The 26,251-nt window shown below is 62.2% G+C and carries 24 protein-coding genes; 12 read left to right on the top strand and 12 right to left on the bottom strand.

Translation table 11 applies throughout. From position 1 onward, the window contains the following. Positions 1-10: 10 nt before the first annotated feature. The 3 genes from carB to carA are packed head-to-tail and all read right to left on the bottom strand — an operon-like array spanning position 11 to position 5,375. On the bottom strand, positions 11-3,361 hold the full coding sequence (gene carB / locus HUV48_RS01755; RefSeq protein WP_176266044.1) for a carbamoyl-phosphate synthase large subunit: 3,351 nt from the start codon (positions 3,359-3,361) through the stop codon (positions 11-13). After that, a complete protein-coding gene (locus tag HUV48_RS01750) occupies positions 3,361-4,197 on the bottom strand; it encodes a DUF695 domain-containing protein (RefSeq protein ID WP_176266043.1) in 837 nt (278 codons plus the stop codon). Before HUV48_RS01750 ends, carB begins: the two co-directional genes overlap by 1 nt. After that, positions 4,194-5,375, bottom strand: coding sequence for a glutamine-hydrolyzing carbamoyl-phosphate synthase small subunit (carA, locus tag HUV48_RS01745; RefSeq protein ID WP_176266042.1), 1,182 nt, complete (start codon positions 5,373-5,375; stop codon positions 4,194-4,196). The genes HUV48_RS01750 and carA overlap by 4 nt, the downstream gene beginning before the upstream one ends. 142 nt (positions 5,376-5,517) lie before the next feature. Between carA and HUV48_RS01740 the strand changes: the two genes are divergently transcribed. The 8 genes from HUV48_RS01740 (at position 5,518) to HUV48_RS01705 (ending at position 14,057) form a co-directional block, all read left to right on the top strand. Further along, a complete protein-coding gene (locus HUV48_RS01740; protein WP_176266041.1) occupies positions 5,518-5,970 on the top strand; it encodes a GatB/YqeY domain-containing protein in 453 nt (150 codons plus the stop codon). A 49-nt stretch (positions 5,971-6,019) separates the two neighbouring features. Continuing rightward, on the top strand, positions 6,020-7,921 hold the full coding sequence (gene dnaG / locus HUV48_RS01735) for a DNA primase (protein WP_176266040.1): 1,902 nt from the start codon (positions 6,020-6,022) through the stop codon (positions 7,919-7,921). A 3-nt stretch (positions 7,922-7,924) separates the two neighbouring features. Then, on the top strand, positions 7,925-9,952 hold the full coding sequence (gene rpoD, locus HUV48_RS01730) for an RNA polymerase sigma factor RpoD (protein ID WP_176266039.1): 2,028 nt from the start codon (positions 7,925-7,927) through the stop codon (positions 9,950-9,952). A 299-nt stretch (positions 9,953-10,251) separates the two neighbouring features. Continuing rightward, positions 10,252-10,971 carry a bacteriorhodopsin gene (locus tag HUV48_RS01725; protein WP_176266038.1) on the top strand — a complete coding sequence of 240 codons (720 nt, stop codon included), beginning with the start codon at positions 10,252-10,254 and terminating at the stop codon, positions 10,969-10,971. Positions 10,972-11,073: 102 nt separating this feature from the next. Further along, positions 11,074-11,511 (top strand): ribose 5-phosphate isomerase B, encoded by a 438-nt coding sequence (gene rpiB, locus HUV48_RS01720; RefSeq protein WP_176266037.1) that lies wholly within the window; start codon positions 11,074-11,076, stop codon positions 11,509-11,511. 13 nt (positions 11,512-11,524) lie between these two features. Continuing rightward, entirely contained in the window at positions 11,525-12,835 is a 1,311-nt protein-coding gene (gene glyA, locus HUV48_RS01715; protein ID WP_176266036.1) for a serine hydroxymethyltransferase, read from the top strand. A gap of 3 nt (positions 12,836-12,838) precedes the next feature. Continuing rightward, a complete protein-coding gene (gene nrdR, locus HUV48_RS01710) occupies positions 12,839-13,339 on the top strand; it encodes a transcriptional regulator NrdR (RefSeq protein WP_176266035.1) in 501 nt (166 codons plus the stop codon). Then, positions 13,332-14,057: an RNA methyltransferase gene (locus HUV48_RS01705; RefSeq protein WP_176266034.1), complete on the top strand. Its 726-nt coding sequence runs from the start codon at positions 13,332-13,334 to the stop codon at positions 14,055-14,057. The genes nrdR and HUV48_RS01705 overlap by 8 nt, the downstream gene beginning before the upstream one ends. A gap of 14 nt (positions 14,058-14,071) precedes the next feature. Here the strand turns inward: HUV48_RS01705 and HUV48_RS01700 are convergent, their stop codons facing one another. Then, positions 14,072-14,380, bottom strand: a complete 309-nt coding sequence (locus HUV48_RS01700; RefSeq protein WP_176266033.1) for a chorismate mutase — start codon at positions 14,378-14,380, stop codon at positions 14,072-14,074. Positions 14,381-14,584: 204 nt separating this feature from the next. Between HUV48_RS01700 and rpsD the strand changes: the two genes are divergently transcribed. Next, the gene (gene rpsD, locus HUV48_RS01695; protein ID WP_176266032.1) at positions 14,585-15,199 is read left to right on the top strand and encodes a 30S ribosomal protein S4; all 615 of its coding nucleotides are present in this window, start codon (positions 14,585-14,587) and stop codon (positions 15,197-15,199) included. A 96-nt stretch (positions 15,200-15,295) separates the two neighbouring features. Continuing rightward, positions 15,296-15,478 (top strand): hypothetical protein, encoded by a 183-nt coding sequence (locus HUV48_RS01690; RefSeq protein WP_176265744.1) that lies wholly within the window; start codon positions 15,296-15,298, stop codon positions 15,476-15,478. A gap of 93 nt (positions 15,479-15,571) precedes the next feature. On the opposite strand, the gene HUV48_RS01685 is transcribed toward HUV48_RS01690, so the two are convergent. The 7 genes from HUV48_RS01685 to HUV48_RS01655 form a co-directional block, all read right to left on the bottom strand. Further along, positions 15,572-17,605, bottom strand: a complete 2,034-nt coding sequence (locus HUV48_RS01685) for an alpha/beta hydrolase family protein (protein ID WP_225871480.1) — start codon at positions 17,603-17,605, stop codon at positions 15,572-15,574. Continuing rightward, the gene (gene tgt / locus HUV48_RS01680) at positions 17,606-18,733 is read right to left on the bottom strand and encodes a tRNA guanosine(34) transglycosylase Tgt (RefSeq protein ID WP_176266031.1); all 1,128 of its coding nucleotides are present in this window, start codon (positions 18,731-18,733) and stop codon (positions 17,606-17,608) included. 44 nt (positions 18,734-18,777) lie between these two features. Continuing rightward, positions 18,778-19,815: a tRNA preQ1(34) S-adenosylmethionine ribosyltransferase-isomerase QueA gene (queA, locus tag HUV48_RS01675; protein ID WP_176266030.1), complete on the bottom strand. Its 1,038-nt coding sequence runs from the start codon at positions 19,813-19,815 to the stop codon at positions 18,778-18,780. A gap of 37 nt (positions 19,816-19,852) precedes the next feature. After that, positions 19,853-20,542 carry a peptidylprolyl isomerase gene (locus HUV48_RS01670; RefSeq protein WP_176266029.1) on the bottom strand — a complete coding sequence of 230 codons (690 nt, stop codon included), beginning with the start codon at positions 20,540-20,542 and terminating at the stop codon, positions 19,853-19,855. Positions 20,543-20,634: 92 nt separating this feature from the next. After that, positions 20,635-21,141: a pantetheine-phosphate adenylyltransferase gene (gene coaD / locus HUV48_RS01665; protein WP_176266028.1), complete on the bottom strand. Its 507-nt coding sequence runs from the start codon at positions 21,139-21,141 to the stop codon at positions 20,635-20,637. Positions 21,142-21,148: 7 nt separating this feature from the next. Next, a complete protein-coding gene (locus HUV48_RS01660; protein WP_176266027.1) occupies positions 21,149-22,075 on the bottom strand; it encodes a polyprenyl synthetase family protein in 927 nt (308 codons plus the stop codon). After that, positions 22,068-22,319 (bottom strand): exodeoxyribonuclease VII small subunit, encoded by a 252-nt coding sequence (locus tag HUV48_RS01655; RefSeq protein WP_176266026.1) that lies wholly within the window; start codon positions 22,317-22,319, stop codon positions 22,068-22,070. The genes HUV48_RS01660 and HUV48_RS01655 overlap by 8 nt, the downstream gene beginning before the upstream one ends. A 136-nt stretch (positions 22,320-22,455) precedes the next feature. On the opposite strand from HUV48_RS01655, the gene purL reads away from it, so the two are divergent. Further along, entirely contained in the window at positions 22,456-24,708 is a 2,253-nt protein-coding gene (gene purL / locus HUV48_RS01650) for a phosphoribosylformylglycinamidine synthase subunit PurL (protein WP_176266025.1), read from the top strand. A gap of 15 nt (positions 24,709-24,723) precedes the next feature. Next, positions 24,724-25,386, top strand: a complete 663-nt coding sequence (locus HUV48_RS01645) for a nitroreductase family protein (protein WP_176266024.1) — start codon at positions 24,724-24,726, stop codon at positions 25,384-25,386. 6 nt (positions 25,387-25,392) lie between these two features. Here the strand turns inward: HUV48_RS01645 and serB are convergent, their stop codons facing one another. After that, a complete protein-coding gene (gene serB, locus HUV48_RS01640) occupies positions 25,393-26,241 on the bottom strand; it encodes a phosphoserine phosphatase SerB (protein ID WP_225871479.1) in 849 nt (282 codons plus the stop codon). Positions 26,242-26,251 lie beyond the last annotated feature (10 nt).

Raw genomic sequence — 26,251 nt, 5'->3', positions numbered from 1 at the left:
GTAAAACTGTTCAGCTATAATAGGCTTGGAGCGACTTCACTTCAAGATCGCCCGGCGAAACGCTGCGGATGGCGTCTGCCGTGGCGAGCGAGGCGGCCGCGGTAGTGTAGTAGGGAACCTTGCGGTCGAGCGCGGAAGCCCGGATCGAGGCACTGTCGAGCAGCGACTGCCAGCCTTCGGTGGTGTTGAAGATCAGCGCGATCTCGCCGTCGATGATCGCATCGACGATATGCGGACGACCTTCCGCTACCTTGTTGACCCGCTCAACCGGCAGGCCTTGCTCGGCGAGGAACGTCTGTGTCCCGCCGGTCGCCACGACTTTGAAGCCCTGGTCGATCAGCGTTCGCACGGCAGGCAAGATGATGCTCTTGTCGCTGTCCTTTACCGACACGAACAAAGTGCCCTCACGCGGCAGGGTGACCCCCGCCCCAAGCTGAGACTTGAGGAATGCGGTGGGGAAGTCGCTGTCGATCCCCATGACCTCGCCCGTCGACTTCATCTCCGGCGTCAGCACCGGATCGCTGCCGGGGAAGCGGGCGAATGGGAAGACCGCCTCCTTTACCGCCATGTGCGGAGGATTGAGATCGAACGGCTCGAAATTGTCGAGCGGTTCGCCCGCCATTACGCGTGCGGCAATCGCGGCGATGGGAGCGCCGGTGGCCTTGGCGACGAAGGGTACGGTGCGGCTTGCCCGCGGGTTGACCTCGATAAGGTACACTTCGCCATCCTTGACCGCAAATTGTACGTTCATCAGCCCTACCACCGAAAGCGCGTCGGCAAGTGCTTCGGCCTGCCGTTCCATCTCGGCGATGACGTCCTGCGAGAGACTGTAGGGCGGCAAGGTGCAGGCACTGTCGCCCGAGTGCACACCCGCTTCCTCGATATGCTGCATCACGCCGGCGACGCGCACCGTCTTGCCGTCGCTCACGACGTCGACATCGCATTCGATCGCATCGCGCAGGAACTGGTCGATCAGGACAGGGCTGTCGCCAGACACGTTAACGGCGGTGGCGATGTAATTATCGAGCTGCGCTTCGCTTTCGACGATCTCCATTGCCCGCCCGCCGAGCACGTATGATGGCCGCAGCAGCACCGGATAGCCGATCTGCCGGGCGACGGCGGCTGCCTCGTCGCGGCTGCGAGCGATACCGTTTGATGGCTGCTTGAGCCCAAGCTGGTTCACGAGCTTCGCAAACCGTTCCCGGTCTTCGGCAAGGTCGATCGCATCCGGCGATGTGCCAAGGATCGGAATGCCTTCCGCTTCGAGCGCGGCAGCGAGCTTCAGCGGCGTCTGCCCGCCGAACTGGACGATTACTCCGACGACTTCGCCTGATTGCTGCTCGACCCGCAGGATCTCGAGCACGTCTTCCGCCGTGAGCGGTTCGAAATACAGCCGGTCGGAGGTGTCGTAATCGGTCGAGACGGTTTCCGGGTTGCAGTTGACCATGATGGTCTCGAATCCCGCCCCGCCCTTTTCCGCATCGCCGAGCGCGTAGCAGGCGTGGACGCAGCAATAGTCGAACTCGATCCCCTGACCGATCCGGTTGGGCCCCCCGCCCAGGATCACGATTTTGCGCCGATCGCTCGGCCGCGCTTCGTCGCCCAGACTGTCAGGACCTTCGCCGAAGGTCGGCGCTTCGTAGGTCGAGTACATGTAGGGCGTGATGGCCTCGAATTCCGCCGCGCAGCTGTCGATCCGCTTGAACACGGGGAACACGCCGAGCTTGTGGCGCAGCGCGCGCACTTCCTCCTCGCTGGTGGCGCCAGCCATCGCGCGCAGCGTGTCGTGAAGGAGACCAGAACGCTTTGCCTGCGTTTCGGCGAGCCCGCCCGCCACGCCGACGGAGCGGACGGCCAGCGTCGATAGGCGCTTGTCGGAAAAGCCCATGGCTTTCAGGCGGCGCAGTTCCTCGGCATCGTTCGGCAGGCCGTCGTGCGCAATCATCCGTTCTTCGTAGATGATCGCCTCGATCTGGCGCAGGAACCACGGGTCGTAAGCGGTGACGGCGTGTATCTCCTCGACCGTCAGCCCCTCGCGGAAGGCCTGCGCCACTTGCAGGATACGCTGCGGGGTGCGCTTGGCGAGCGCGGCAGTGATGACGTCGCGGCTCACCCCTTCGAGTTCCGGCAGGCGGTTGAACCCGTCGAGCCCGGTTTCGAGACCGCGCAGCGCCTTCTGCATCGACTCGGCGAAGCTGCGGCCGATCGCCATGACTTCGCCGACGGATTTCATCGCGGTCGAGAGGGTCGCTTCCGCGCCGCGGAACTTCTCGAAGGCGAAGCGCGGGATCTTCGTGACGACGTAGTCGATAGTCGGCTCGAAACTGGCCGGCGTCGCGCCGGTGATCTCGTTCGTCAGCTCGTCCAGCGTGTAGCCGACCGCCAGCTTCGCCGCGATGCGCGCAATGGGAAAGCCGGTCGCCTTGGATGCGAGCGCACTCGAGCGCGATACGCGCGGGTTCATCTCGATCACGATCAGGCGGCCGTCTTCCGGATTGACCGCGAACTGCACGTTGGAGCCGCCGGTCTCAACGCCGATCTCGCGCAGGACGTTGAGCGACGCCGTGCGCATGATCTGATATTCCTTGTCGGTCAGCGTCAGCGCGGGCGCGACGGTGATGGAATCGCCCGTATGCACGCCCATCGGATCGACGTTCTCGATTGAGCACACGATGATGCAATTATCGTTGCGGTCGCGCACGACCTCCATCTCGTATTCTTTCCAGCCGAGCAGCGATTCCTCGATCAGCACCTCGGTGGTAGGCGACGCTTCCAGTCCGGAGCGCACGATATTCTCGAACTCGCTCCGGTTGTAGGCGATGCCGCCGCCCGTCCCACCGAGCGTGAAGCTGGGCCGGATGATCGCGGGCAGGCCGGTGCGTTCGAGCACTGCGAAGGCTTCGTCCACCGTATGCGCTGTGCCGCTGCGCGCGCTTTCGAGGCCGATGGAGTCCATTGCCTCGCGGAAGCGGTTGCGGTTCTCCGCCTTGTCGATGGCGTCGGCCTTCGCGCCGATCATCTCGACCCCGAGCTCCGCTAATACGCCCATCTCGTCGAGCTTCAGCGCGCAGTTGAGCGCGGTCTGCCCGCCCATCGTGGGAAGCAGCGCGTCGGGCTTTTCCTTGGCGATGATCTTGGCGACAATTTCCGGCGTGATCGGCTCGACATAGGTCGCATCGGCCATGTCCGGATCGGTCATGATCGTCGCCGGGTTCGAGTTCACGAGGATGACGCGGTAGCCCTCCTCGCGCAGCGCCTTGATCGCCTGCGTGCCCGAGTAATCGAACTCGCAGGCCTGTCCGATTATGATGGGCCCGGCGCCGATGACGAGGATCGAAGAGATGTCGTTACGTTTGGGCATTAGTTTTTCTTCGCTCCAAAGAGCTTGGTGAACATAGAAGTCGGCTTCTGAAATTGCTCACTCTCGGAAACAATGCCGTCCGAGCCGACGACAACGGTTTCCCACCCATCATAAACGACTTGTCGCTTTTCCGCCGCAGCGACTAGCACGGGTGTCAATTGTTGAAAGGAGGTAAGGTTTACCGAAGTTTGACAAGTGAGCACCGCGCCAGACTCTTCAGTCATCCATCGGTCGATATTAAATCCCCACGGCTCGAGATCAGCAGCTAAGCCTTTCAGACTTGTTGAGTTTCCAAAAAACCAGAAGTCAGTCTTTCGAGGCGTATCTACATCGTCGCCATTCTCTGACAGAGAGGCGATCACTTGCCTGTCTGCGTCGAGTTGACAATCGACTGCATTAGGGACGATCAAGTTATGAAGCTTCTCGCTGTATGCCGCCGCCGAACTTGCAAACCGATAGCCTTCTGCAGCGAGACCGGATATAATTGTCGAGAAGTCGACGGGTTCGTCATGTAAGAAAAAGATGCGACGCGCACCGTTTCCGGTCACGCTCGCTATGTGAAATGCTTGGCCTGGAAGAGCTTCCAATTTTTCGCTGAGCTTGTCTTCAATAGCATAAAGTCGATCGGTATGCTGCGGCATCCCCCAGTCATTCACCAAATCATCCTCAGCTATACAGTCGACTATTGTCAGATGTGATGTCGCAAGACGTTCGTTGATCAGAGAGTTGCCTGCACGACCAACGACGACAATGGGACTTCCGTCGGAGAATTCACGGTTAAAAAGGACCCACCTGTCTTCATTGCCCGTCACGGACTGATCTGGCGTACTCCTCATCCCAACATCCCCACGAATTTCTCGAACAGGTAAAAGCTGTCCTGCGGCCCTGGCGAAGCTTCCGGGTGGTATTGCACTCCGAACGCTTTCTTGCCCGTGATCGAGATGCCGCAGTTCGTGCCGTCGAACAGCGAGCGGTGCGTTTCGACCACCCTTTCAGGCAGCGTATCGCCGTCGACCGCGAAGCCGTGGTTCATTGATGTGATCTCGACCAGTCCCTCGGTCGCGTCCCAACCGCCGCCGACCCGCTGCACCGGATGGTTCGCGCCGCGGTGGCCTTGGAACATCTTGGCGGTCTTCGCGCCCGCAGCCAGCGCGAGCATCTGGTGGCCAAGGCAGATGCCGAAGATCGGCACGTCGCGCTCCAGCAAGCCCTTGATGACCGGCACGGCGTATTCGCCCGTCGCCGCCGGGTCGCCCGGACCGTTCGAAAGGAAGACGCCGTCGGGCTGCAGTTCGAGGATGTCTTCAAGCGAGGTCTTGGCCGGCACGACCGTCACGCGCGCCCCCGCCTTCACCAGATTGCGGAAGATATTGTCTTTCGCACCGTAGTCGATCGCGACGACATGCGGACGGCCTTCGGGGCCGAAGCTCTTGTAGCCCTCGCCCAGCACCCATTCGCCGCCTTCCCAGGTCATGCGGCCGTCGCGGGTGACGAGCCCTGCGAGGTCGAGCCCTTCCAGCCCGCTCCAGTCGCGCGCCCGTGCCAGCAACGCCTCGGTATCGAAATTGCCTTTCGGCTCGTGCGCAATCACCGCGTTCGGTGCGCCCTTCGCGCGGATGAGCCGCGTCAGCGCGCGTGTGTCGATGCCCGACAGGCCGATCTTGCCCTGCTCCGTCATCCAGTCGTGCAAATGCTGCTTGCTGCGGAAATTGCTGTGCTCGGTGACCGGTTCGCGCACGATGCAGCCGACCGCCGATTCCACCGTGCTTTCGAGGTCTTCATCGTTCGTGCCGACATTCCCGATGTGCGGGAAAGTGAAGGTCACGATCTGCGCGGCATAGGACGGGTCGGTCAGCACTTCCTGATAGCCGGTCATGGAAGTGTTGAAGCAAACCTCGCCCACTGCGCTGCCGATCGCGCCGAAGCCCTTGCCCCAAAGGATCGTGCCGTCAGCCAGAACGAGGCATCCCGTGGCCCCGGCAGGGCGTGCAGGCGAAGAGGCGGAAAGGGCCATAAGCGGCGCTCCGTTCAAGAGGGTTTCGGCGATGTGCGCTAAGACCCATCCGCTAAGGTCGCGAAGCCGCCTCGTCAACCTATCGCGGCGCGCTTCTTTGGGCTAGGTGGCGGGAAACTTCCAAACCATCCACAGGAAAGCCATGATCCGCGAGAACATCCAGAAAGAAACGATTGCCGCAATGAAAGGCGGCGACAAGCAGCGCACCGCCGCGCTGCGCCTGATTTCGGCCAAGGTAAAAGACCGCGACATCGAGCAGCGGACGGCGAAATCGACGGTCGACGACGACGATCTCGTGACCGAGGTGCTGCAGAAGATGGCCAAGCAGCGGCGCGAATCGATCCAGATGTACGAGGACGGCGGGCGCGAGGAGCTGGCGGCGCAGGAACGCGGCGAACTCGCAGTGATCGAGGAATTCCTGCCGCAGGTCATGGACGAGGGACAGATGCGCGTCGCGATCGAGGAAGCGAAAACCACTGTTGGCGCCGATTCGGTAAAGGACATGGGCAAGGTCATGGCCGAACTGAAGGCTCGCCACGGCGCTTCGCTCGACATGAGCAAGGCTAGCGCGATGGTGAAGGAAAGCCTCGGCTGAAGGCTGCGCCCGGCTCGACTCGCCGGGCCGCCTCGGGCACTAACGGGCAATGGCGCTCACACCACAATGGCTGGACGAATTGCGCTCGCGCGTAACGCTGTCGAGCGTAGTGATGCGCACGACCAAGCTTCAGCGCGCCGGGCGGGAGTGGAAGGCTTGCTGCCCGTTCCACGACGAGAAGACGCCCAGCTTTTACGTCAACGACGACAAGGGCTTTTATCACTGCTTCGGCTGCGAAGCGCATGGCGACGTCATCCGCTGGATGACCGACCAGCGCGGCCTCGCTTTTATGGATGCGGTGAAGGAACTGGCGAGCGAAGCAGGCATGGAAGTGCCTGCCGCCGATCCACGCAGTGTAGAGAGGGCGGAGAAACGCGCGAGCCTTCACGATGTCATGGAAGCGGCGCAGGACTGGTTTGCACATAATCTGCAGTCGGCGGACGGGGCGCATGCGCGCTCCTATCTCGCAAACCGCGGGGTATCCGACAGGATCGCTCGCGAATTCGGCTTCGGCTATGCGCCCTCCGATCGGCAGGCGCTGAAGAAAGCACTCTCCCGCTTCGAAGAGGGAATGCTCATCGAGGCGGGCCTGCGTATCGCGGTCGACGATAAGGAGCCCTACGACCGGTTCCGCGGACGGCTCATGTTGCCGATCCATGATATGCGCGGGCGGATCATCGCCTTCGGCGGGCGTATTCTCGAAGAAGGCACCAAAGCGCCGAAATATCTGAACTCGCCCGACACGCCGCTGTTCGACAAGGGGCGCACGCTTTACAATCTGCAGCGCGCCGCCCCCGCTGCGCGCCAGACCGACCGGATGCTGGTGGTCGAAGGCTATATGGATGCGGTCGCACTTGCCGCGCACGGCATCGGCGAGGTCGTCGCGCCGCTCGGCACCGCGCTTACCGAGACGCAGATCGAACTTTTGTGGCGGCAGACTGATTGCCCGATATTGTGCTTCGACGGCGACAATGCTGGTCAGCGCGCCGCGATGCGCGCGATTGGGCGCGTCCTGCCGATGCTGAAGCCCGCACATTCCCTTGCCATCGTACGTCTGCCTCCGGGGCAGGACCCGGACGATCTGCTGAAGGCGAAAGGGCGCGAGGCCATGGAGCGGATCATTGCGGAGCGCACGCCGCTGTTGGAAGCGCTGTGGCAGTTCGAGCGCGAGGCCACTCCCCTCGATACGCCCGAGGCCAAGGCCGGATTGAAAGCGCGGCTGCTCGAACATACCGATACGATCGAACACCCCGACATCCGCTCGCTTTACCGGCGCGAACTGCTCGAGCGCTACGGGGCGTTCGCGTTCCCGCCGCGCGAGCGCAAGGCATGGAGCAAGCCTTCCGGCGGTAAGGGCAAGCCTTTCGTCCCCTCCCTGCCCACCCTATCGGAAAACGCAAGGCAGCGTCTGACACGCGGAACATCGGGCGGCATGAGAGGGGAACTGCTCGACGCGGTCATGCATGGCCTTGCCCGCTATCCGCGGACGATCCTCGCCCGCGAGGAAGAGCTGACTCGGCTCGCCGATTACGCGCCTGCTTACGCGCGGGTAATAGATTTGTTGATAGAAGCCGCCGAAACGCTTGAACCGGGGGAATTTTCGCCCATATCGCTAACAAAGGACATTCCCGCTCCACCGGACAAAACCCGATTTACCTTCCTTCGCGAAGGCACCGACCCGGACAGCGCAGCAGAGGATTTGGCCGAAGCCGTGTCGCTACTGGTCGAACGGCCCGCACTGGAAGCTGCTCTTGCGGCAGCGACGGAGCGGTTCGAGACCGACCCGGAAGGCGCTTTCGCCGAGCAGCAGCGCCTGCTCAAACGAAAGCTGGAATTCGAGTCGCGACTCGGGCAGATAGCCTCGAAACGGGCCGCTCGCGCGGCTTCGATTGATTCAGATAATTCGCCCAAACAAGCACTTGCTGGCGAACACAAAACGGACCGAACCTGACACATGGCTTCCAAGGCGAAGAAAGACAAAGATGATGCACCGCTCATCGATTTGAACGATGCGGACATCAAGAAACTGATCAGCAAGGCCAAGAAGCGCGGCTACGTCACTTATGACGAGCTCAACGATGCGCTGCCGCAGGATCAGATGTCGTCGGAGCAGATCGAGGACGTGATGTCTGCGATTTCCGAAATGGGCGTCAACATCATCGAGAACGATGAGGAAGCCGAAGCCGAAGCCGAAGCGGACAACGAAGCCGAGGTCGAGGAAATCGGCAAGGAAGGCGACGAGAAGGCCGCCAAGAAACCTGCCGAGAAGGCGAAGAAGGCCGCAACCGGCGAGCGGACCGACGATCCCGTTCGCATGTACCTGCGCGAAATGGGCGCGGTCGAGCTTTTGAGCCGCGAGGGCGAGATCGCGATCGCCAAGCGGATCGAAGCGGGCCGCGACATGATGATCATGGGCCTGTGCGAAAGCCCGATCACCTTCCACGCAATCATCGAATGGTCGAACGCGCTCAATAACGAGGAAATGCAACTGCGCGAGATCCTCGATCTCGACGCTATGCTTTCCAAGGAACCGCCGGCCGACAAGATGACCGACGACGCGGAGGATGACGACGACGGGGAAATCTCGGAAGAAACCGCTGGCCCGACCATTCGCGACGACGATGAAGACGAGGACGACGACACCGATACGTCCGGTGACGACGACGATGAGGACGGCGAAAGCAAGAAGCGCGACGACGATGACGAGGAGGAGGACAACACCCTCAGCCTCGCGCAGATGGAAGCGACGCTGAAGCCCGAAGCCCTCGAACGCTTCGCGCGCATCGCGGACCTGTTCAAGAAATTCGAGAAGCTGCAGCACGAGCGTGTCGACGTGCTTGGCCGCGGTGAGAGTTTCCCCGCTGCGAAGGAGCGCAAGTACGAAGGTCTGCGCGAAGAGCTGACGGCGGAAGTCGAAAGCGTGCAGTTCCACGCGGCGAAGATCGAGTTTCTCGTCGACAACCTCTATGCGTTCAACCGCCGGCTGACGGCACTAGGCGGCCAGATGCTGCGCCTTGCCGAACGGCACAAGGTTAAACGCCGCGATTTCCTCGACGCCTATATCGGCAACGAGCTCGACGATACTTGGTTGACCGACCGTACGAAGGACAAGAAGTGGGCCGCCTTCGCAGAGAAGGAAGCCGATTCCATCGAGCGTATCCGGGTCGAGATTTCCGACATCGCGGCCAACACCGGCATGTCGCTGCCCGAATTCCGCCGCATCGTGAACATGGTGCAGAAGGGCGAGCGCGAGGCGCGCATCGCCAAGAAGGAAATGGTCGAGGCGAACCTGCGGCTCGTTATTTCCATCGCCAAGAAATACACTAACCGCGGGCTGCAATTCCTGGATCTTATCCAGGAAGGCAACATCGGGCTCATGAAGGCGGTCGACAAGTTCGAGTATCGCCGCGGGTATAAGTTCTCGACCTACGCGACGTGGTGGATCCGGCAGGCGATCACTCGTTCGATCGCCGACCAGGCGCGTACGATCCGCATCCCCGTTCACATGATCGAGACGATCAACAAGCTGGTGCGCACTTCACGGCAATTCCTCCACGAAGAAGGCCGCGAGCCGACGCCGGAGGAAATGGCTGCGCGCCTATCCATGCCGCTTGAAAAGGTTCGCAAGGTGATGAAGATCGCCAAGGAGCCCATCAGCCTCGAAACGCCCATTGGTGATGAAGAAGATTCGCATCTCGGCGATTTCATCGAAGACAAGAATGCGATCATTCCGGTCGATGCCGCGATCCAGGCGAACCTCAAGGAGACGGTCACCCGGGTCCTAGCGTCTCTGACGCCGCGTGAGGAGCGCGTTCTCAGAATGCGCTTCGGGATTGGCATGAACACGGACCATACGCTCGAAGAAGTCGGACAGCAGTTCTCCGTCACGCGCGAACGTATCCGGCAGATCGAGGCGAAGGCGTTACGGAAGCTCAAGCATCCCAGCCGCAGCCGCAAGATGCGCAGCTTCCTCGACCAGTAACCTCGCTACACATACGGCACAAAAGACCGGCGCTCCTCATATGAGGCTGCGCCGGTTTTGTTTTAGGCGCGCGATTTGTGACAGCGTCTGGGCAATCAGGCCGGATCGAAAACGTGCAATTCGAAAAGCTTCCGGCGGTCCACCAAGAAGTTCGGTCCGCAGAAGAACCGCTCTGGGTGCACTCAAGATCAATCGTTCGCAGCGTTGTAAATAACGCAATTCACCATGCAATAGTTGCAGGAACAGTGGCGGGATCAGTCCATTAAGCGATTGGACGGGCAACAAAAGGATGCAGCGATATGCAACCAGTTACCTTACCCTTGCTGATCGGCTTCGTCGTGATGGCGCTCGGCTCGCTTGTGATTTATGCTCATGGCGACAAGCGAACCGAGTTCCTTCACCATACGCAGTTCCATTCGGTTGTGCCGTTCATCGCGGCAACGGCCTACCTGGCAATGGCGCTCGGGATCGGACGGCTCGAACTTGCGGGCGGGGAAACCCTTTTCCTCGCGCGTTATGCAGACTGGGCCGTTACCACCCCGATCCTCCTAACCGGACTGATACTTGCCGGATTGCATGAGCATCCGCGGCATTCGACGTTCATTCTTCCGGCAGTCGTTCTTGACGTGCTGATGATCGTGACCGGTTTGCTCGCGGCGATCTCCGAAAACGAAGCGGCCAAGTGGATCTGGTTCGCCTGGTCGAGCGCCGCTTTCTTGGGCGTAATCTACCTGCTGCTCGGCCCGGTCATGACTGCGGCCAAGGCACTGGGCGGCAAGATGACCCAGGTCTACAAGGCCAACCTCACGTTCCTGCTGGTCGTGTGGGCGATCTATCCGATCGAATGGGCATTGGGCCCGCAAGGGCTCGGATTGTTCGACGCCGTCGTCGACGCTTGGCTGATCGTCGTCATGGATATTACCGCGAAGGTCATCTACGGCTTCGTCGCTACGGCGCGGTTCAAGAAGCTGAGCCTCGAAGATGCGGAGCGCAATCCGCTTCCGGCCTCTCGGGTCTGAGAACCGGTCCGAGTGTCCGATTACCGACCGCGCCGGGGCTTTACGTGAAAAAGTCCCGGCGCAGGGTCGCGCGAATCGCTTCCCTCGCCTATGGCGCGGGCCATGAAGATCGCCATTGCCTCGGACCATGCCGCAGTCGACCTAAAGGCGGAACTGCGCGAATGGCTCATCGACGAAGGGCACGAAGTCGCCGACCTCGGCCCCGATAACGCGGACAGTGTCGATTATCCCGATTACGGCTACAAGCTCGCCAGCGTGGTTGCAGACGGCACGGCAGAGCGCGGGGTCGCGCTTTGCGGTAGCGGTATCGGCATTTCGATCGCCATCAACCGCAATCCGGCCTGCCGCAGCGCGCTCGTATCGGAACCGCTTTCCGCTGAACTGGCACGCTCGCACAACGATGCCAATATCATTGCGATGGGCGCGCGGCTGGTCGGACCCGAAATGGCGAAAGCCTGCCTTTCGGCATTCCTCTCCACCGATTTCCTCGGCGACCGGCACCAGCGCCGCGTCGACAAACTCTCGAACCCACAGCTTTAAGAAGGTTTATCCGATGAGCACCGCGCCCGCCAATGACGCCGCCGCCGACAGCCGCTTCTGGCACGACAGCCTCGCCGAAGCCGATCCCGAGATCGCACAGGCTGTTCGCAGCGAGCTCGGTCGGCAGCGCGACAAGATCGAGCTGATCGCGTCTGAAAACATCGCGAGCCGCGCTGTGCTCGAAGCAGCAGGCAGCGTCTTCACCAACAAATACGCCGAAGGCTATCCGGGCAAGCGCTACTACGGCGGCTGCGAATATGCCGATGTGGTCGAAACGCTTGCGATCGAGCGCGCGAAGGAATTGTTCGGTTGCCAGTTCGCCAATGTGCAGCCGAACTCCGGCAGCCAGATGAATCAGGCCGTGTTCCTCGCCCTGCTCCAGCCCGGCGATACCTTCATGGGTCTCGACCTTAACTCGGGCGGCCACCTCACGCACGGTAGCCCCGTCAACATGAGCGGCAAGTGGTTCAATCCGGTCGCCTACGGGGTGCGCGAGGAAGACGAGCGCATCGACATGGACGATGTCCTGAAGATCGCGAAAGAGAACAAGCCCAAGCTCATCATCGCGGGCGGCACTGCATACAGCCGCGTATGGGACTGGGAAGCGTTTCGCAAAGTGGCTGACGAAGTCGGCGCCTACCTCATGGTCGACATGAGCCATATTTCCGGCCTCGTCGCCGGCGGCGCGCATCCCTCGCCCTTCCCGCATGCCCATGTCGTGACCACGACGACTCACAAGAGTCTGCGTGGTCCCCGCTCTGGCGTGATCCTGTGGAACGACGAAGAGTTTACCAGGCCGATCAACATGGCCGTGTTCCCCGGAATGCAGGGCGGCCCGCTGATGCATATCGTCGCAGCGAAGGCGGTCGCATTCCGCGAGGCGCTACGCCCCGAGTTCAAGACCTACGCCCGCGACGTCGTTGCCAATGCACGCGCACTCGCATCGAGCCTCGAAGAGAACGGCCTGCGGATCGTGTCGGGCGGCACGGACAACCACTCCATGCTGGTCGACCTCACCGCCAAGGATGTGACCGGAAAGGCTGCGGAGACGGGTCTCGACCGCGCCTGGCTCACTTGTAACAAGAACGGCATTCCCTTCGACAAGCGCAGCCCCTTCGTCACCAGCGGCGTGCGGCTCGGCACTCCGGCAGGGACCACGCGCGGCTTCGGCGTTGCCGAGTTCCGCACAGTCGGCAAGCTCATTGCGGAGGTCGTTGACGGCCTCTCGCAGGCAGGACCGGATGGCGATGCGGCGGTCGAGGAGAACGTCCGCGAACGTGTCACGGAACTCTGCAACGCCTTCCCCGTCTACCCGGGCAGGTAGGACGTGCGCTGCCCGTTCTGCGCGCATGACGACACGCAGGTAAAAGACAGCCGACCGACGGAGGACAGCGCTGCGATCCGCCGCCGCCGCCAGTGCGGCCACTGCGGCGCGCGCTTCACCACCTTCGAGCGCGTGCAACTGCGCGAAGTGACGGTCGTCAAAAGCGATCCGCGCGCCGCCAACAGCGAGGATGCCCGCCGCGAACCCTTCGACCGCGACAAGCTGGCGCGCTCCGTCACGCTCGCCTGCCGGAAGCGAGACGTTGGGCAGGAGCGGATCGACCAGCTCGTCTCCGGCATCCAACGCCAGGTAGAGACGGCGGGCGAGCAGGAAATTGCCTCCGCGCGCATCGGCGAAATGGTGATGGATGGCCTGCGCCAGATCGACACGGTGGCCTACATCCGTTTCGCTTCGGTCTACCGCGACTTTTCGGAAGCCCGCGATTTCGAAGAGTTCGCCAGTACCGTGCAGGACGCGGTGAAACCGGCGCGCAACGATGGCTGAGCAGCCCGCAATCGTGCTTGTGCGTCCGCAGCTTGGCGAAAATATCGGCAAGGCAGCGCGCGCCATGCTCAATTTCGGGCTGACCGAGATGCGGCTGGTCGCGCCGCGCGACGGCTGGCCCAACCCCAGTGCTGGGCCGGCGGCGGCAGGGGCTGATCGGATTCTTGCCGAAGCGAAGCTGTTCGATACGACCGCCGAAGCGGTCGCGGACTGCGTCGAAGTCTTCGCGACTACGGTTCGCAAGCGCGGCGACACCAAGCCGGTCGTCGGACCTGAAGAAGCCGCTTCTGCGATCCGGGTGTCGTCTGGCAAGAGCGCGATCCTGTTCGGACCCGAACGCTCCGGGCTCGATGCGGCAGATGTCAGCCTCGCGCGCAGTATCCTTACCGTGCCGATCAATCCGGAGTTCGGCTCGCTCAATCTGGCGCAGGCGGTGATCCTCTGCGCCTACGAATGGTCGCGGTCGGAAGGGATGGTTCAGCCGCCCAAGACCGATGCCCTGCCCCCTGCCCCGCAGTCCGAACTCGAAGGACTTATCGCCCATGCCGAACGCATGCTGGCGGCCAAGAACTATTTCCTGCCCGAAGAACGCGCCGAGGCGAGCAAGCGCACGCTGCGCAACGTGCTGACATCGCCAGGATGGAACCACCTCGAGGTGCGGACCATGCGCGGCATACTATCGACCCTGGAAAACCCGCCTCGCGGAGAGCGCAGGTAAGTAGCTCTCGGGTTCTACCGCGTACGGTCCCATTCTTCGAGTTCATAGGCGATCGAGGTTTCGACCAGACGCTCCCACAACGCCTCGATTTCCGCCTTGGGGAGCCCCGCCCGCTCGGCATCCGCGCCCGCTGCCGCGATTACCGCCGCCTTGCGCGCTTCGTCACGCACCGCGCCGCGGTCCGGCTTTATCCGAGCCGCCGCCCGCATGTAGCAGAAGCGCTTCTCGAGCAGCATCATCAGTTCGCGGTCGGTTTGGTCGACCCCTTCCCGTACTTCCTGCATGGTCCGGCAATCGTCGGGCGATTTCGCTTGTCTGTTCATGCCCGGCGCCCTGCCCGCTCGGGCGCGATTCGGCTAGTGCCGCGGCGCTTGACGATTGCGCCAATCCTGCTATTCGCGCGCCTTCGCAAGTTTGGCTCCGCATCCCGGTGAAGCGGCAGCCGCATCGCGCAGATCTGGCGCGGTGGGCGATACCGGGTTGAAGCGCCGCCAACGGGGCGGCGATACGCAAATTGGAGAATACCCATGTCGAAGCGCAAAAGCGCCAAGCATAAACTCGACCGCCGGATGGGCGAAAACATCTGGGGTCGTCCGAATTCACCGGTCAACAAGCGTTCCTACGGTCCGGGCCAGCACGGTCAGCGCCGCAAGAGCAAGACGAGCGACTTCGGCCTGCAGCTGCGCGCCAAGCAGAAGCTCAAGGGCTATTACGGCGACGTTACCGAGAAGCAATTCCGCGCGACTTATAAGGAAGCTTCGCGCATGCGCGGCGATACCGGCCAGAACCTGATCGGTCTGCTGGAGCAGCGGCTCGACATGATCGTCTACCGCGCAAAGTTCGCGCCAACGATCTTCTCCGCCCGGCAGATCGTGAACCACGGGCACATCTATGTGAACGGCGTGAAGTGCAACATCCCAAGCCGCCGCTGCGCGGTGGGCGATGTCATCAGCCTCGGCAACAAGGCGAAGGACATGGCGCTTATCATCGAAGCACAAAGCCTTCCGGAGCGTGACATTCCCGATTACGTCGCGCCCGACGGCAACGACAAGGTGACTTTCACCCGCGTGCCGGCGCTCGACGAAGTGCCCTATCCGGTGACGATGGAACCGAACCTCGTGGTCGAGTTCTACTCGCGCTAAGCAGCGAAAATTGAACAGCAAAGAGGCGGTCCGAACGGGCCGCCTTTTTTGTGCTCGGCTTGTCGCAAATCCGCTCTAAGCTGCGGAACTCGGGTAATGAATCCGGGTTTCGGATTTATGATCCAGTATCGCTTCATCACTCCGAACCGGCGCGGGAAATGGTACCGCAGCCTGGAAGAGGCACAGCGGCTCGCATTCCGGATCGGAGCAGGCTATCTGGATCCGCTCGGCCAGTTCATCATGTACCGCGGAACGGTGCTGGAACTGCGCGAAGTTTAGGTTAGCTGCCAACGGTACAGACGTTGGCGCGGGCCACGGGAACGCGTTTATCGCATCCACCGCACGGCCTCGGCGCCAAGCAAAGAGATCAGCTCACTGAGCGAGATTTGACGCTAGAAAATCGTCCACTTTTTTCAACATTGCGATCCGTACCTCGGTTTCGCCGAGCGAGTGCGTCACGTTTTCGAACTCCAAAAATTCGACCCGTTTTCCTGCGTTTTCCAGCTTGTTCTTCATTACCCGGGACTGCGCGATATCGACGTTCTGGTCGAGATCCCCGTGCACGAGCAGTACCGGCGACTGAAACTTCTCGGCGTTCCGTGCCGGACTACCAGTGCGGACATGATCGCCGCTTCCAATAAACGCGTCGACCAGTTTGCCGCTGACATAGCGCATGCTCTCGGATCGCAGTTGCTCCAGATCGGTCACAGGTGCGATAGCGACAACAGCCTTGTACAGTTCCGGATCGAGAACTTGCGATTGTAATGCAGCGTATCCCCCGTAAGACCAACCTACGACTGCGAGCTTTTCGCGGTTGGCAATACCCTCTTTCACGAGCCAGCGCCCGGCGTCGTTCACATCGCCGATCGCCGTTTCCCATGCCTGGAAACCGTTCTTGCCGAACCACTCACTGCCGTACCCTGACGACCCGCGATAGTTGGGTTGCAAGACCGCGTATCCGCGTGCGGTGAAGAACTGGACGAGCCAATCAAAACCCCACTCATCGCGCGCGCTCGGTCCGCCGTGCGGCAGAACGATGGCTGGCAAATCCTTCCCGTCCGAGTTCGGCGGAAGGGTGAGGTATCCGGGAATCATCGTACCATCGCCAGCTGGAAAGGAGACCGGAGTCATCTTTCCCATTTCGCGCCCGTCCATGAATCGTCTCAGGGGCAAGAGTGGTTCAAGCTGATGCGTCGCCTTGTCGTACAGATACGTCATCCCGGGATCGGTGTCGCTCGCCGCCACGATCATCAGTTTACTTTCGTCAGCGCTTGCACCGATGATGTTGACGAGCGGTTGTCCCGGCAACGCTTGGTGAAGCTGTTGCGACAAAGCTTTCAATTCCGGATCGAGATAGGCGATCTCGCGCTTTTCGGTCGCGTAGCTAGCGCCAACCACCCGGCGGTCTCGGCCAATGCGGATGAGCCTATCTATATCCGCGTCTTCCCGCGCCATCATCAACGAAGGCTCGCCATTTTCTTCGAGCGGGATCGTGTAAAGCGCCTCGTGACCGTCTTTTTGGGCGAAAGCGTAAGCGATATTTTGGGTTGAATCGATCGCTACTGGATAGAGGCCGTCGTACGTCTGACTGTCAGTATTGACCCGGGACAGTAGCTCCCATCTGTTCGAACCTTGAAGCCTGAAGTAGAACAGCAGCCGATCCGCGGCATAGCCCGAGGACGTATCCGGCTGACGTATCTTGAGGCGCACTTCGCCAGATCCGTCCGCAACATATCCGATTGCATCGGCGTCCGGATTTTCGACCTTCGTACGCCGCCCGGTCACTACGTCGATCTTATCCACTCCCAGTCCCTCCCGATCATTGGCAAGGCGCGTTCCAATGGTACTTTCCTTAACCCACTGGCTGGTCATCAAGATCTTGTTCGTATCACCGTCCAGGTCGAGAGAGAGTACGTCGCCTCCATCCTGCTTAAGCCCCAAAGCCCGGAAAGACGTTCGCTCTGTCAGCATTTTCGCTTCTTTTCCGTCGTCGCCAACTGCGAGTACGCGCGTAAAGCCGAGCAGCATACCGCCGCTCTTAGCAGTCACAAAAACAGTGCAAACCAAGCGCTCCTCGGTCGCCCAGTCACACGACGTGATCTGCCCCGTTTTCTCCTCGTACTTCGTAATCGGGACCGGTTCGGCACTGGCCACCAGATTGACAACGTAAATGGCTTCGGTCGAATTACCGACCGGCGAAACGTAAGCAAGCTTGTTTCCGGACGGAGAAAGGCTGATGTCGGCAATCTCTTCGCGGGAGCCGAAAACAATGGCAGCTTCCTCAAGGTCGGTCGTCTGCGCATAAAGCGGCAGCGAACAAACCGCACCGGATCCGGCAAGCGCCAAGAAAATGTTGCGTATCATAATGTCCCCCAACTTGTCCGCGATAGCCACGGCCGACAGCATTTATGGTTGCAAATAGTTGTAAAGGAAAGTTTTAGTGAAATCGGCAAACCGGCCCTCCGCGATCGCTTCCCGCATTGCTGCCATCAATTGCTGGTAAAAAGCGATATTGTGCTCGGTCATCAGCATCGCGCCGAGGATTTCGCCGGCCTTGTTCAAGTGGTGAAGGTACGCGCGGGAGTAGTCTGAGCAGGCGGCGCACGAGCAGTCTTCGTCGAGCGGCGCGGTGTCTTCGGCGAAACGCGCGTTGCGGATGTTGAGCGGGCCGTTCCAGGTGAACGCCTGCCCGTTGCGGCCTGACCGGCTCGGCAGAACGCAGTCGAACATATCGACTCCGCGCGCTACCGCACCGACCAGATCGTCCGGCTTGCCGACGCCCATAAGGTAGCGGGGCCGACCGTCTGGCAACTGCCTCGGCGCATAGTCGAGGACGCCGAACATCGCCTCCTGCCCCTCGCCCACGGCGAGTCCGCCGATCGCATAGCCATCGAAGCCGATGTCTTTCAGAGCGTCCGCCGATGCGGTGCGCAGATCTTCGTGAAGCGCACCCTGCTGGATGCCGAACAGCGCTGCGCCTGCCGCGTGTTCCTCGCCGCCATCGAACGCATCGCGGCTGCGTTTTGCCCAGCGCATCGACATTTCCATCGAGCGGGCGATGGCGTCGCGCTCTTGATCGGCGCGCGGACACTCGTCGAACGCCATTACGACGTCGGAACCGAGCAACCGCTGGATTTCCATGCTGCGTTCAGGCGTCAGCATGTGTTTCGAGCCGTCGATATGGCTGCGAAATTCGACGCCCTCCTCGGTCAGCTTTCTCAGGTCGGACAGGCTCATCACTTGATAGCCGCCGCTGTCGGTCAGGATCGGCCGGTGCCAGTTCATGAAGCGGTGCAGTCCGCCGAGGCGCGCCACCCGCTCAGCACCGGGGCGCAGCATCAGGTGATAGGTATTGCCGAGGATGATGTCGGCACCCGTCTGCCGGACAGTTTCCGGCTTCATCGCCTTGACCGTCGCGGCCGTGCCGACCGGCATGAAGGCGGGCGTGCGGATCATGCCGCGCCGCATGGCAATTTCGCCGGTCCGGGCCTTGCCGTCGCGGGCGTGGATGGAGAAGGAGAAGCGTTCGCTCATGATGCGCCCGCACCTAGCCGGGCGGGCGGCGCGCGGCAATCGCGTCAGCCGCGTTCGGGCAGGAGCAGGTTCGAATCGCCGTAGCTGTAGAAGCGGTACGCGTTTGCGATCGCGTGTGCGTAGGCTTCCTGCATACGCTCGCGGCCCATCAGCGCGCTCACGAGCATGAAAAGTGTCGACTTCGGCAGATGGAAGTTGGTCATCAGGCCGTCCACAGCGCGAAACCGGTAGCCCGGTGTGATGAAGATGTCGGTGTCGGCGGAAAAGGGGTGGATGACGCGGTCCTCGCTCGTCGCGCTTTCGAGCAGGCGCAGGCTCGTCGTGCCGACTGCAATCAAGCGTCCGCCATTCTGGCGCGCTTCGTTCAGGCGCTGGGCGACGTCGGGCGCGATCTCGCCCCATTCGGCATGCATTCTGTGGTCGTCGGTATCCTCGGCCTTTACCGGCAGGAAAGTCCCCGCCCCTACATGCAGCGTCAGCGTTTCGCGAGCGATCCCCGCCTCGTCCAACGCGGTGATGAGGTCAGCCGTAAAGTGAAGCGCGGCGGTGGGGGCAGCGACGGCGCCGTCGGCCGCGGCGAACATCGTTTGATAGTCCTCGTGGTCCCGCTCGTCGATCTGACGGCGGCTCGCGATATAGGGCGGGAGCGGCATGGTCCCGGCGCGCGACAGCAGCACCTCGACCGGCTCTTCGCCTTCGAAAAGGAGCGTGAAGCTGCCGTCCGAATGTCGTGCTTCGGCGATTGCGGATACGCCGCCACCGAAGTCGATCCGGTCGCCTTCATTCAGGCGTTTCGCATTGCGGATGAACGCCTGCCAGCGGCGGAGGTCGAGGCGCTTGTGGAGAGTCGCGCCGATGGTCGCCTCGCCGCGCGTGCCGGTAAGCTGTGCCGGTATGACGCGGGTGTCGTTAAAGACGAGTACGTCCCCGTCGCGTAGCAACCCCGGCAGATCGCGCACGCCCGCATCGCGCAGCGGTGCGTTACCGTCCACCACCAGCATCCGCGCGGCATCGCGCGGAACGGCAGGGCGCAGCGCGATAAGCTCTTGCGGCAGCGCGAAATCGAACAGGTCTACCCGCATCGGATCAACCGCGACCCGCCGCGCGGGCCGGCGATGTTTACTGCGCTTCGAGCGGCGCGGAGAGGTCTTCCACGCTGATCTCTTCCGCCGGAGCCGGCTGCGGCATTACCGGAACCGGACGATTGTCGCTCGCGATCGAAGCTTGCAGAATGCGCGTCGGATCGGCAGGCGGCTCGCCCCTGTTGATGGCATCGACCGCTTCCATACCGGAAATGACCCGGCCGAAATTCGTGTAGCGCTTGTCGAGGCTGAAGCGCGGGTAGAAGACGATGAAGAACTGGCTGTTGGCGCTGTCTTCCTCGCTGCCGCGCGCCATGGAGATCGTTCCGCGCACGTGCGGCAGCGGATTGAACTCTTCCTCGAGATCGGGAAGCTGCGAACCCCCCTGCCCGGTCCCGGTCGGATCGCCGCTTTGCGCCATGAACCCGTCGATGACGCGGTGGAAGATGACCCCGTCGTAAAAGCCTTGGCGCGACAGCGTCTTGACGCGCTCTACGTGATTGGGCGCCCATTCGGGCATCAGGCGAACCGCGACCCGCTGGCCGTTGGACAGGTCCAGCAGCAGGATATTGTCGCGGTCTTCCGAAAGGTTGAAGTTCACCTTCGCGCTGTAGTTCGTCGCAGGCTGCGATACCGGCGCCGCCTCGGGCGGAGCATCCTGCGCCATCAAAGAAGCGGGCATGGCGAGCGCCGCTGCCGCGCCGAATGCGAGAATGGATTTGAGCATCGTTATATCGCCGATTTTCTGTTCGTAAGGTGTCAGGGTCGCCGCTTAGAGCGCATCGACTGTCGTTTCAATGAATGCCGGAAGTACCGTCCTCAGTATTCGCCGCGCCGCCCAATGGTCTCGACCCGCTCCTCGACCAGCTGCCGCACCGGCGCGCTGACGAAGGGCGCGATATCACCGCCGTAGATGGCGATTTCCTTCACCAGCTTGGACGCGATCGGCTGCAGCGAGATGTCCGCCATGAGGAACACGGTCTCGATCGTATCGTCGATCTGCTGGTTCATCCCCGCCATCTGGTATTCGTACTCGAAATCCGCGACTGCGCGCAGGCCGCGAATGATGATGCCTGCGCCGACATGCCGGGCGAACTTCATCAGCAGCGCATCGAAGCCTTCTATCTCGACATTCTGCAGACCGAGCCGGTCGATCTCGCCGCGCATCATTTCCATCCGTTCGTCGGGCGTGAACATGGGGTTCTTCGATGGGTTGGTAGTCACGCCGACGATCAGCTTGTCGACGAGCTTCGCACCGCGGCGGATGATATCCGCGTGACCCAGAGTGACCGGATCGAAGGTGCCGGGATAAATGCCGATGCGCATCAGATGTCTACCTGTCCCGTTCCACGATGAAGCGCGCGAGGTCCGCCAGTAGCACGGCCTCTTCGCCGTATGGTGCCAGATGACCGATCGCCTGGTCGACGAGTGCGCGGGCCTGCGCGCGGGCCTGATCCACTCCCATTAGAGTCACGAAAGTCTGCTTGCCCTTCTCGTCGTCTTTCCGAAGTGCCTTGCCGGCCTTGTCCTCATCCCCTTCGACATCGAGCAGGTCGTCGGCGATCTGGAACGCGAGGCCGATGTCGCGCGCATAGTTCGTCAGGTTGCCCCGCCCTTCATGCGGCACATGACCTAGGATCATTCCCATCTCGACCGAAGCACTGAGCAGCGCGCCAGTCTTCAGTTGCTGCAGCCGGGTGATCGAATGCAGATCGAACGGCGGCACGTCTTCGTAATCGGCGGCGAGGTCCATCATCTGCCCGCCCGCCATGCCGTTGTGGCCGCTTGCCAGCGCGAGACACTCGACGAGCTGCGCGCGGGTGAACGGGTCGCCGCTCATGTGCTGGCCGGAGAGCAACTCGAACGCGAAGGCGTGCAGCGAATCGCCCGCCAGCACAGCCGTCGCCTCGTCGAACTTGAGATGGACGGTTTCTCGCCCGTGCCGCAGTTCGTCATCGTCCATGCAGGGAAGATCGTCGTGGATCAGCGAATAGACGTGGATTGCCTCGACCGCGCATCCGGCACGCAGCGATGTCGCGCGGTCCACGCCGAACAGGTCGGCCGTCGCAATACAAAGGAGGGGGCGGACCCGCTTGCCACCGCCCACCACGGCATAGCGCATGGCATCGACCAGCCGGCGGCGCGCATCATTGGGAACGACAAGAGCGGCATCGAAGAAATCGTCCACCTCGCGCTGGACCCGCGTAAGTGCCTTGCCCAACCGGCCGCTGACAACGTTCGCACCGGCCTTATCAGCCATCGCTGCCGAATTCCTCTGTCCGCACCGGCTTGCCCGACGCATCGGTCACGATCTTCTGGATCCGCGCCTGCGCCGCATCGAGGCGGGCCTGACAATGTTTGCGCAGCGCCTCGCCGCGCTCGTAAAGATCGATGGATTCGTCGAGCGGTACGTCGCCGCTCTCGAGTTGTTTCACGACCGCTTCGAGCTGACGCAGCGCATCCTCGAAAGTCAGTTCGGTAAGGTTCGGCGCAGCTTCGTCCATGGCGGCGGCAAGCTTTGGCGGGGCAAAGCGGCGGGGTCAAGCGGCGCGGCAGGCGTCATGCCGGATGGGTAGCAGACGCCGCATAATGGCGCGGCGGGACTAGCGGCAAAGGGCGCGCGGCGCTAACGCGCATCGCATGAGTAAAGCCGAGTCACAGATCACCCCTGAAATCGTCGAACAGCACGGACTTTCGGCCGAGGAATACGAGCGCGTGCTGAATGCGCTGGGCCGCGAGCCGAACCTTGTGGAACTGGGCATCTTCTCCGTCATGTGGAGCGAGCATTGCTCGTATAAATCGAGCCGGCTCCATCTCAAGAAGTTGCCGACCGAAGCACCGTGGGTCATCTGCGGACCGGGCGAGAACGCGGGCGTCATCGACATCGGCGACGGTCAGGCGGCGATCTTCAAGATGGAGAGCCACAACCACCCCTCCTACATCGAGCCCTATCAGGGAGCGGCGACGGGTGTCGGCGGCATCCTGCGCGACGTGTTCACCATGGGCGCACGGCCGGTTGCCAATGCCAACGCGCTGCGCTTCGGACGGCCCGATCATCCGAAGATGAAGCACCTCGTGCAGGGCGTCGTCGCTGGCATCGGCGGCTATGGCAACTGCGTGGGCGTGCCGACCGTTTGCGGGGAGACGAACTTCCACCCCGCCTACGACGGCAACATACTCGTCAATGCGATGACGGTCGGCGTTGCCGATCGCGACAAGATTTTCTATTCGGCGGCTACGGGTGTCGGCAACCCGATCGTCTACGTCGGCTCAAAGACCGGGCGCGACGGCATCCACGGCGCCACGATGGCGAGCGCGGACTTCGAAGAAGATGCTGAGGCGAAGCGCCCGACGGTACAGGTCGGCGATCCCTTCACCGAAAAGCTGCTGATCGAAGCCTGCCTCGAACTGATGGCGACCGATGCGATCGTCGCGATCCAGGACATGGGCGCGGCCGGCCTCACTTCCTCCAGCGTCGAAATGGCGACCAACGGCAAGGCGGGGATCCGCCTCGACATGGACAAGGTGCCATGCCGCGAAGAAGGCATGACGCCGTACGAAATGATGCTGTCGGAAAGCCAGGAGCGGATGCTCATGGTTCTGAAGCCAGGCAAGGAGAAGATGGCGGCGGCGATCTTCGAGAAGTGGGAGCTCGATTTCGCAGTCATCGGCGAGGTGACTGATACGCAGCACATGGTGCTGGAGTTCGGCGGCGAGGTCGTGTGCGACATTCCGCTGGGGCCGCTGGCTGCCGATGCGCCTGAATACGACCGGCCCTACCTCTCGAAAGAGGAATACACGGTCTGGGCCGAGATCAAGCCGCTGGACGGCGTACCGGAGAGCAATGACGTCGGCGCCGATTTGCTCAAGCTGCTCGCTTCGCCCAACCTCGCGAGCAAGCGCTGGATTTCTCAGCAATACGACAGTCAGGTCGGCGCGGATACGCTTCAGACCGGCGGCGATGCCGGCGTCGTGCGCGTCCACGGCACGAGGAAGGCGCTTGCGATCTCCACCGATTGCACGCCGCGCTACGTCCATGCCGACCCGTACGAAGGCGGCAAGCAGGCCATTGCCGAGGCTTACCGCAACCTTTGCGCCGTCGGAGCGCGCCCGCTCGCGGTCACCAATTGCCTCAATTTCGCGAACCCGCAGCGGCCCGAGATCATGGCGCAGTTCGTCCACGCGCTCGAAGGCATGGGCGACGCTTGCCTTGCGCTCGACTTTCCGATCGTGAGCGGCAACGTCAGCCTTTACAACGAGAGCAAGGCGACCGGCGGCGGCTCCGCCATTCTGCCCACCCCCGCGATCGGCGGCGTTGGTATTATCGACGATTACGACACGATGGCGACGATGCCGTTCAAGGCCGAGGGCGATGCGATCTATCTTATCGCGCCAGAGTTCTGGGCACGCCCCGATCCGACGCGCTCACACCTCGGCAAATCGCTGTGGCTGTCTGTAGTGCACGGCCGCGACGAGGGGCGCGCTCCGCCGGTCGATCTTGCCGCCGAGCTTGGGTCAGGCCGGATCGTGCGCCGCCTGATCGAAGAAAAGCTTGTTAGCGCGGTGCATGACGTTTCGGACGGCGGTCTGGCCGCGGCACTCGCGGAAATGGCGCTGGCCGGAAATCTCGGCGCGGAAGTTACGCCCAGTGAAGCATATAGCGCAGCGCAGTGGTGGTTCGGTGAGGACCAGGCGCGCTATGTCGTGACGGTATCCGCCGACAAGGTCGAGGCGTTCAACCGCCTCGTCGCGGAGGGCCCGGAAACCGACGAAGCCTCGCTCGTCGGCTTCCACCGCATCGGAACCGTCGGCGGCGACAGCCTGCTCGGCGTATCACTGGCCGATCTGCGCGAGGCGCACGACAGCTTCTTCCGCGACTGGATGGAAGGCTGAGGCGCGGCAGGTTCGATGAGCAACCTGCCCTACAACCTGCCGGACCTCTCCGACGACGAGCGTATCGCGCGGGCCGAAGCAATGCGCGACCGGCTCGCGGCCCGGCGAAGCTGCCGCTATTTCTCAGATGAGCTGATCCCGCGCCAGGTAATCGAGGCCGCCATCTCCGCTGCCGGCTCAGCGCCAAACGGCGCGAACCACCAGCCGTGGCACTTCGTCGCGATCTCTTCGCCGGAGAAGAAATGCGCCATCCGCGAAGCGGCGGAGAAGGAAGAGCGCGCCTTTTATTCGGGCAAGGCGGGCGACGAATGGCTTGGTGCGCTTGCGCCTTTCGGTACGGACGCGAACAAGCCCTTCCTCGAAACCGCGCCGTGGCTGATCGTTGTGTTCGCACAGCGCAAGGGCGGGATCGAGCGCGACGGCGAAACGCAGAATTACTACGTCAACGAAAGCGTCGGAATTGCTTGCGGGATGCTGCTCACCGTGCTCCATGAGGCAGGCTGCGCGACGCTGACGCATACGCCCTCGCCGATGAACTTCCTGCGCGAAATCTGCGGGCGTCCGGCGCATGAGAAGCCGCTGATGATCGTCGTAGTCGGCAAGCCAGCGGACGCCGCCACGGTGACGCGGCACGCAGCGACCAAGAAGCCGCTCTCCGCGATTACGACCTGGCTCTGACCTCGGTTAGGCAGCGACCCAATCGCTGTGATCGATACCGAGTAGCGTCAGCACCGAAGTCAGATCGCCCGCGCCGATGCTGCCGTTCGCTGCCTCGCGCGCTTTCGGCTTGGCGTGATAGGCCACGCCGTAATCCGCAGCCTCGATCATCGGGATGTCATTCGCCCCGTCGCCGGTCGCGAGCACCAGCGCGCCCTCTCCGAGCCGCTCGCGCTCTTCTTCGAGCACGCTGCGCTTGACCGAACTGTCGACCACCGGGCCGACGAGCTTGCCGGTCAGCTTGCCGTCCGCAACGCCGAGCCGGTTGCCGACCACTCGGTCGAAGCCCAGCATTTCCCCGATCGGATCGGCGAAGTGATGGAAGCCGCCGGTCACGAGCACGCAGTGTGCGCCTTTATGCTTCAGCGTCGCCACCAGTTCGCGCGCGCCTGCCATCGGCTCGATCCGTTCGGAAAGACAGTCGCTAATCGCCTGCTCCTCCAGCCCTTCGAGCAGCGCGACCCGCTCGCGAAGCGCAGCCTCGAAGTCGAGTTCGCCCTGCATCGCGCGCTCCGTTATCGCGGAAATCTTTTCCTTGAGGCCCGCGTAATCGGCGAGTTCGTCGATGCATTCCTGGCCGATCATGGTCGAATCCATGTCCGAAACGAACAGGTGCGGGGGCGCCAGAGTGTCCGCACCGACCAGCACGTCGCAGGGTGCGAATTTTTCAACCAGTGCGGCATGAAGGCGCTGCGGCGAGCCTTCGGGGAACGAAAATTCGAGTACGGTCCCCTCGTCGTTCAGCATCTGCGCCAAAGCGACCGGCAAACCCTCGGCCGCAAGCGCGCGCAGGGCGTCGTCGAACGTCCGGGACAAGTGATCGGGA

Source organism: Qipengyuania atrilutea, from assembly GCF_013370205.1.
Taxonomy (GTDB): Bacteria; Pseudomonadota; Alphaproteobacteria; order Sphingomonadales; family Sphingomonadaceae; genus Actirhodobacter; species Actirhodobacter atriluteus.
This window is presented reverse-complemented; position numbering and strand designations above follow the sequence as displayed.

What these genes read in the sequence shown, in the direction of transcription:
- HUV48_RS01740 (WP_176266041.1), top strand. Translation starts at nt 5,518, where the DNA reads ATGATCCGCGAGAACATCCAGAAAGAAACGATTGCCGCAATGAAAGGC.
- HUV48_RS01700 (WP_176266033.1), bottom strand. Translation starts at nt 14,380, where the DNA reads ATGAACAGACAAGCGAAATCGCCCGACGATTGCCGGACCATGCAGGAA.
- HUV48_RS01645 (WP_176266024.1), top strand. Translation starts at nt 24,724, where the DNA reads ATGAGCAACCTGCCCTACAACCTGCCGGACCTCTCCGACGACGAGCGT.
- dnaG (WP_176266040.1), top strand. Translation starts at nt 6,020, where the DNA reads ATGGCGCTCACACCACAATGGCTGGACGAATTGCGCTCGCGCGTAACG.
- coaD (WP_176266028.1), bottom strand. Translation starts at nt 21,141, where the DNA reads ATGCGCATCGGCATTTATCCCGGCACCTTCGATCCGGTCACTCTGGGT.
- HUV48_RS01655 (WP_176266026.1), bottom strand. Translation starts at nt 22,319, where the DNA reads ATGGACGAAGCTGCGCCGAACCTTACCGAACTGACTTTCGAGGATGCG.
- carA (WP_176266042.1), bottom strand. Translation starts at nt 5,375, where the DNA reads ATGGCCCTTTCCGCCTCTTCGCCTGCACGCCCTGCCGGGGCCACGGGA.
- tgt (WP_176266031.1), bottom strand. Translation starts at nt 18,733, where the DNA reads ATGAGCGAACGCTTCTCCTTCTCCATCCACGCCCGCGACGGCAAGGCC.
- HUV48_RS01725 (WP_176266038.1), top strand. Translation starts at nt 10,252, where the DNA reads ATGCAACCAGTTACCTTACCCTTGCTGATCGGCTTCGTCGTGATGGCG.
- purL (WP_176266025.1), top strand. Translation starts at nt 22,456, where the DNA reads ATGAGTAAAGCCGAGTCACAGATCACCCCTGAAATCGTCGAACAGCAC.
- queA (WP_176266030.1), bottom strand. Translation starts at nt 19,815, where the DNA reads ATGCGGGTAGACCTGTTCGATTTCGCGCTGCCGCAAGAGCTTATCGCG.
- HUV48_RS01690 (WP_176265744.1), top strand. Translation starts at nt 15,296, where the DNA reads ATGAATCCGGGTTTCGGATTTATGATCCAGTATCGCTTCATCACTCCG.
- HUV48_RS01705 (WP_176266034.1), top strand. Translation starts at nt 13,332, where the DNA reads ATGGCTGAGCAGCCCGCAATCGTGCTTGTGCGTCCGCAGCTTGGCGAA.
- HUV48_RS01670 (WP_176266029.1), bottom strand. Translation starts at nt 20,542, where the DNA reads ATGCTCAAATCCATTCTCGCATTCGGCGCGGCAGCGGCGCTCGCCATG.
- rpoD (WP_176266039.1), top strand. Translation starts at nt 7,925, where the DNA reads ATGGCTTCCAAGGCGAAGAAAGACAAAGATGATGCACCGCTCATCGAT.
- HUV48_RS01685 (WP_225871480.1), bottom strand. Translation starts at nt 17,605, where the DNA reads ATGCTGTCGGCCGTGGCTATCGCGGACAAGTTGGGGGACATTATGATA.
- glyA (WP_176266036.1), top strand. Translation starts at nt 11,525, where the DNA reads ATGAGCACCGCGCCCGCCAATGACGCCGCCGCCGACAGCCGCTTCTGG.
- HUV48_RS01660 (WP_176266027.1), bottom strand. Translation starts at nt 22,075, where the DNA reads ATGGCTGATAAGGCCGGTGCGAACGTTGTCAGCGGCCGGTTGGGCAAG.
- carB (WP_176266044.1), bottom strand. Translation starts at nt 3,361, where the DNA reads ATGCCCAAACGTAACGACATCTCTTCGATCCTCGTCATCGGCGCCGGG.
- HUV48_RS01750 (WP_176266043.1), bottom strand. Translation starts at nt 4,197, where the DNA reads ATGAGGAGTACGCCAGATCAGTCCGTGACGGGCAATGAAGACAGGTGG.
- rpiB (WP_176266037.1), top strand. Translation starts at nt 11,074, where the DNA reads ATGAAGATCGCCATTGCCTCGGACCATGCCGCAGTCGACCTAAAGGCG.
- rpsD (WP_176266032.1), top strand. Translation starts at nt 14,585, where the DNA reads ATGTCGAAGCGCAAAAGCGCCAAGCATAAACTCGACCGCCGGATGGGC.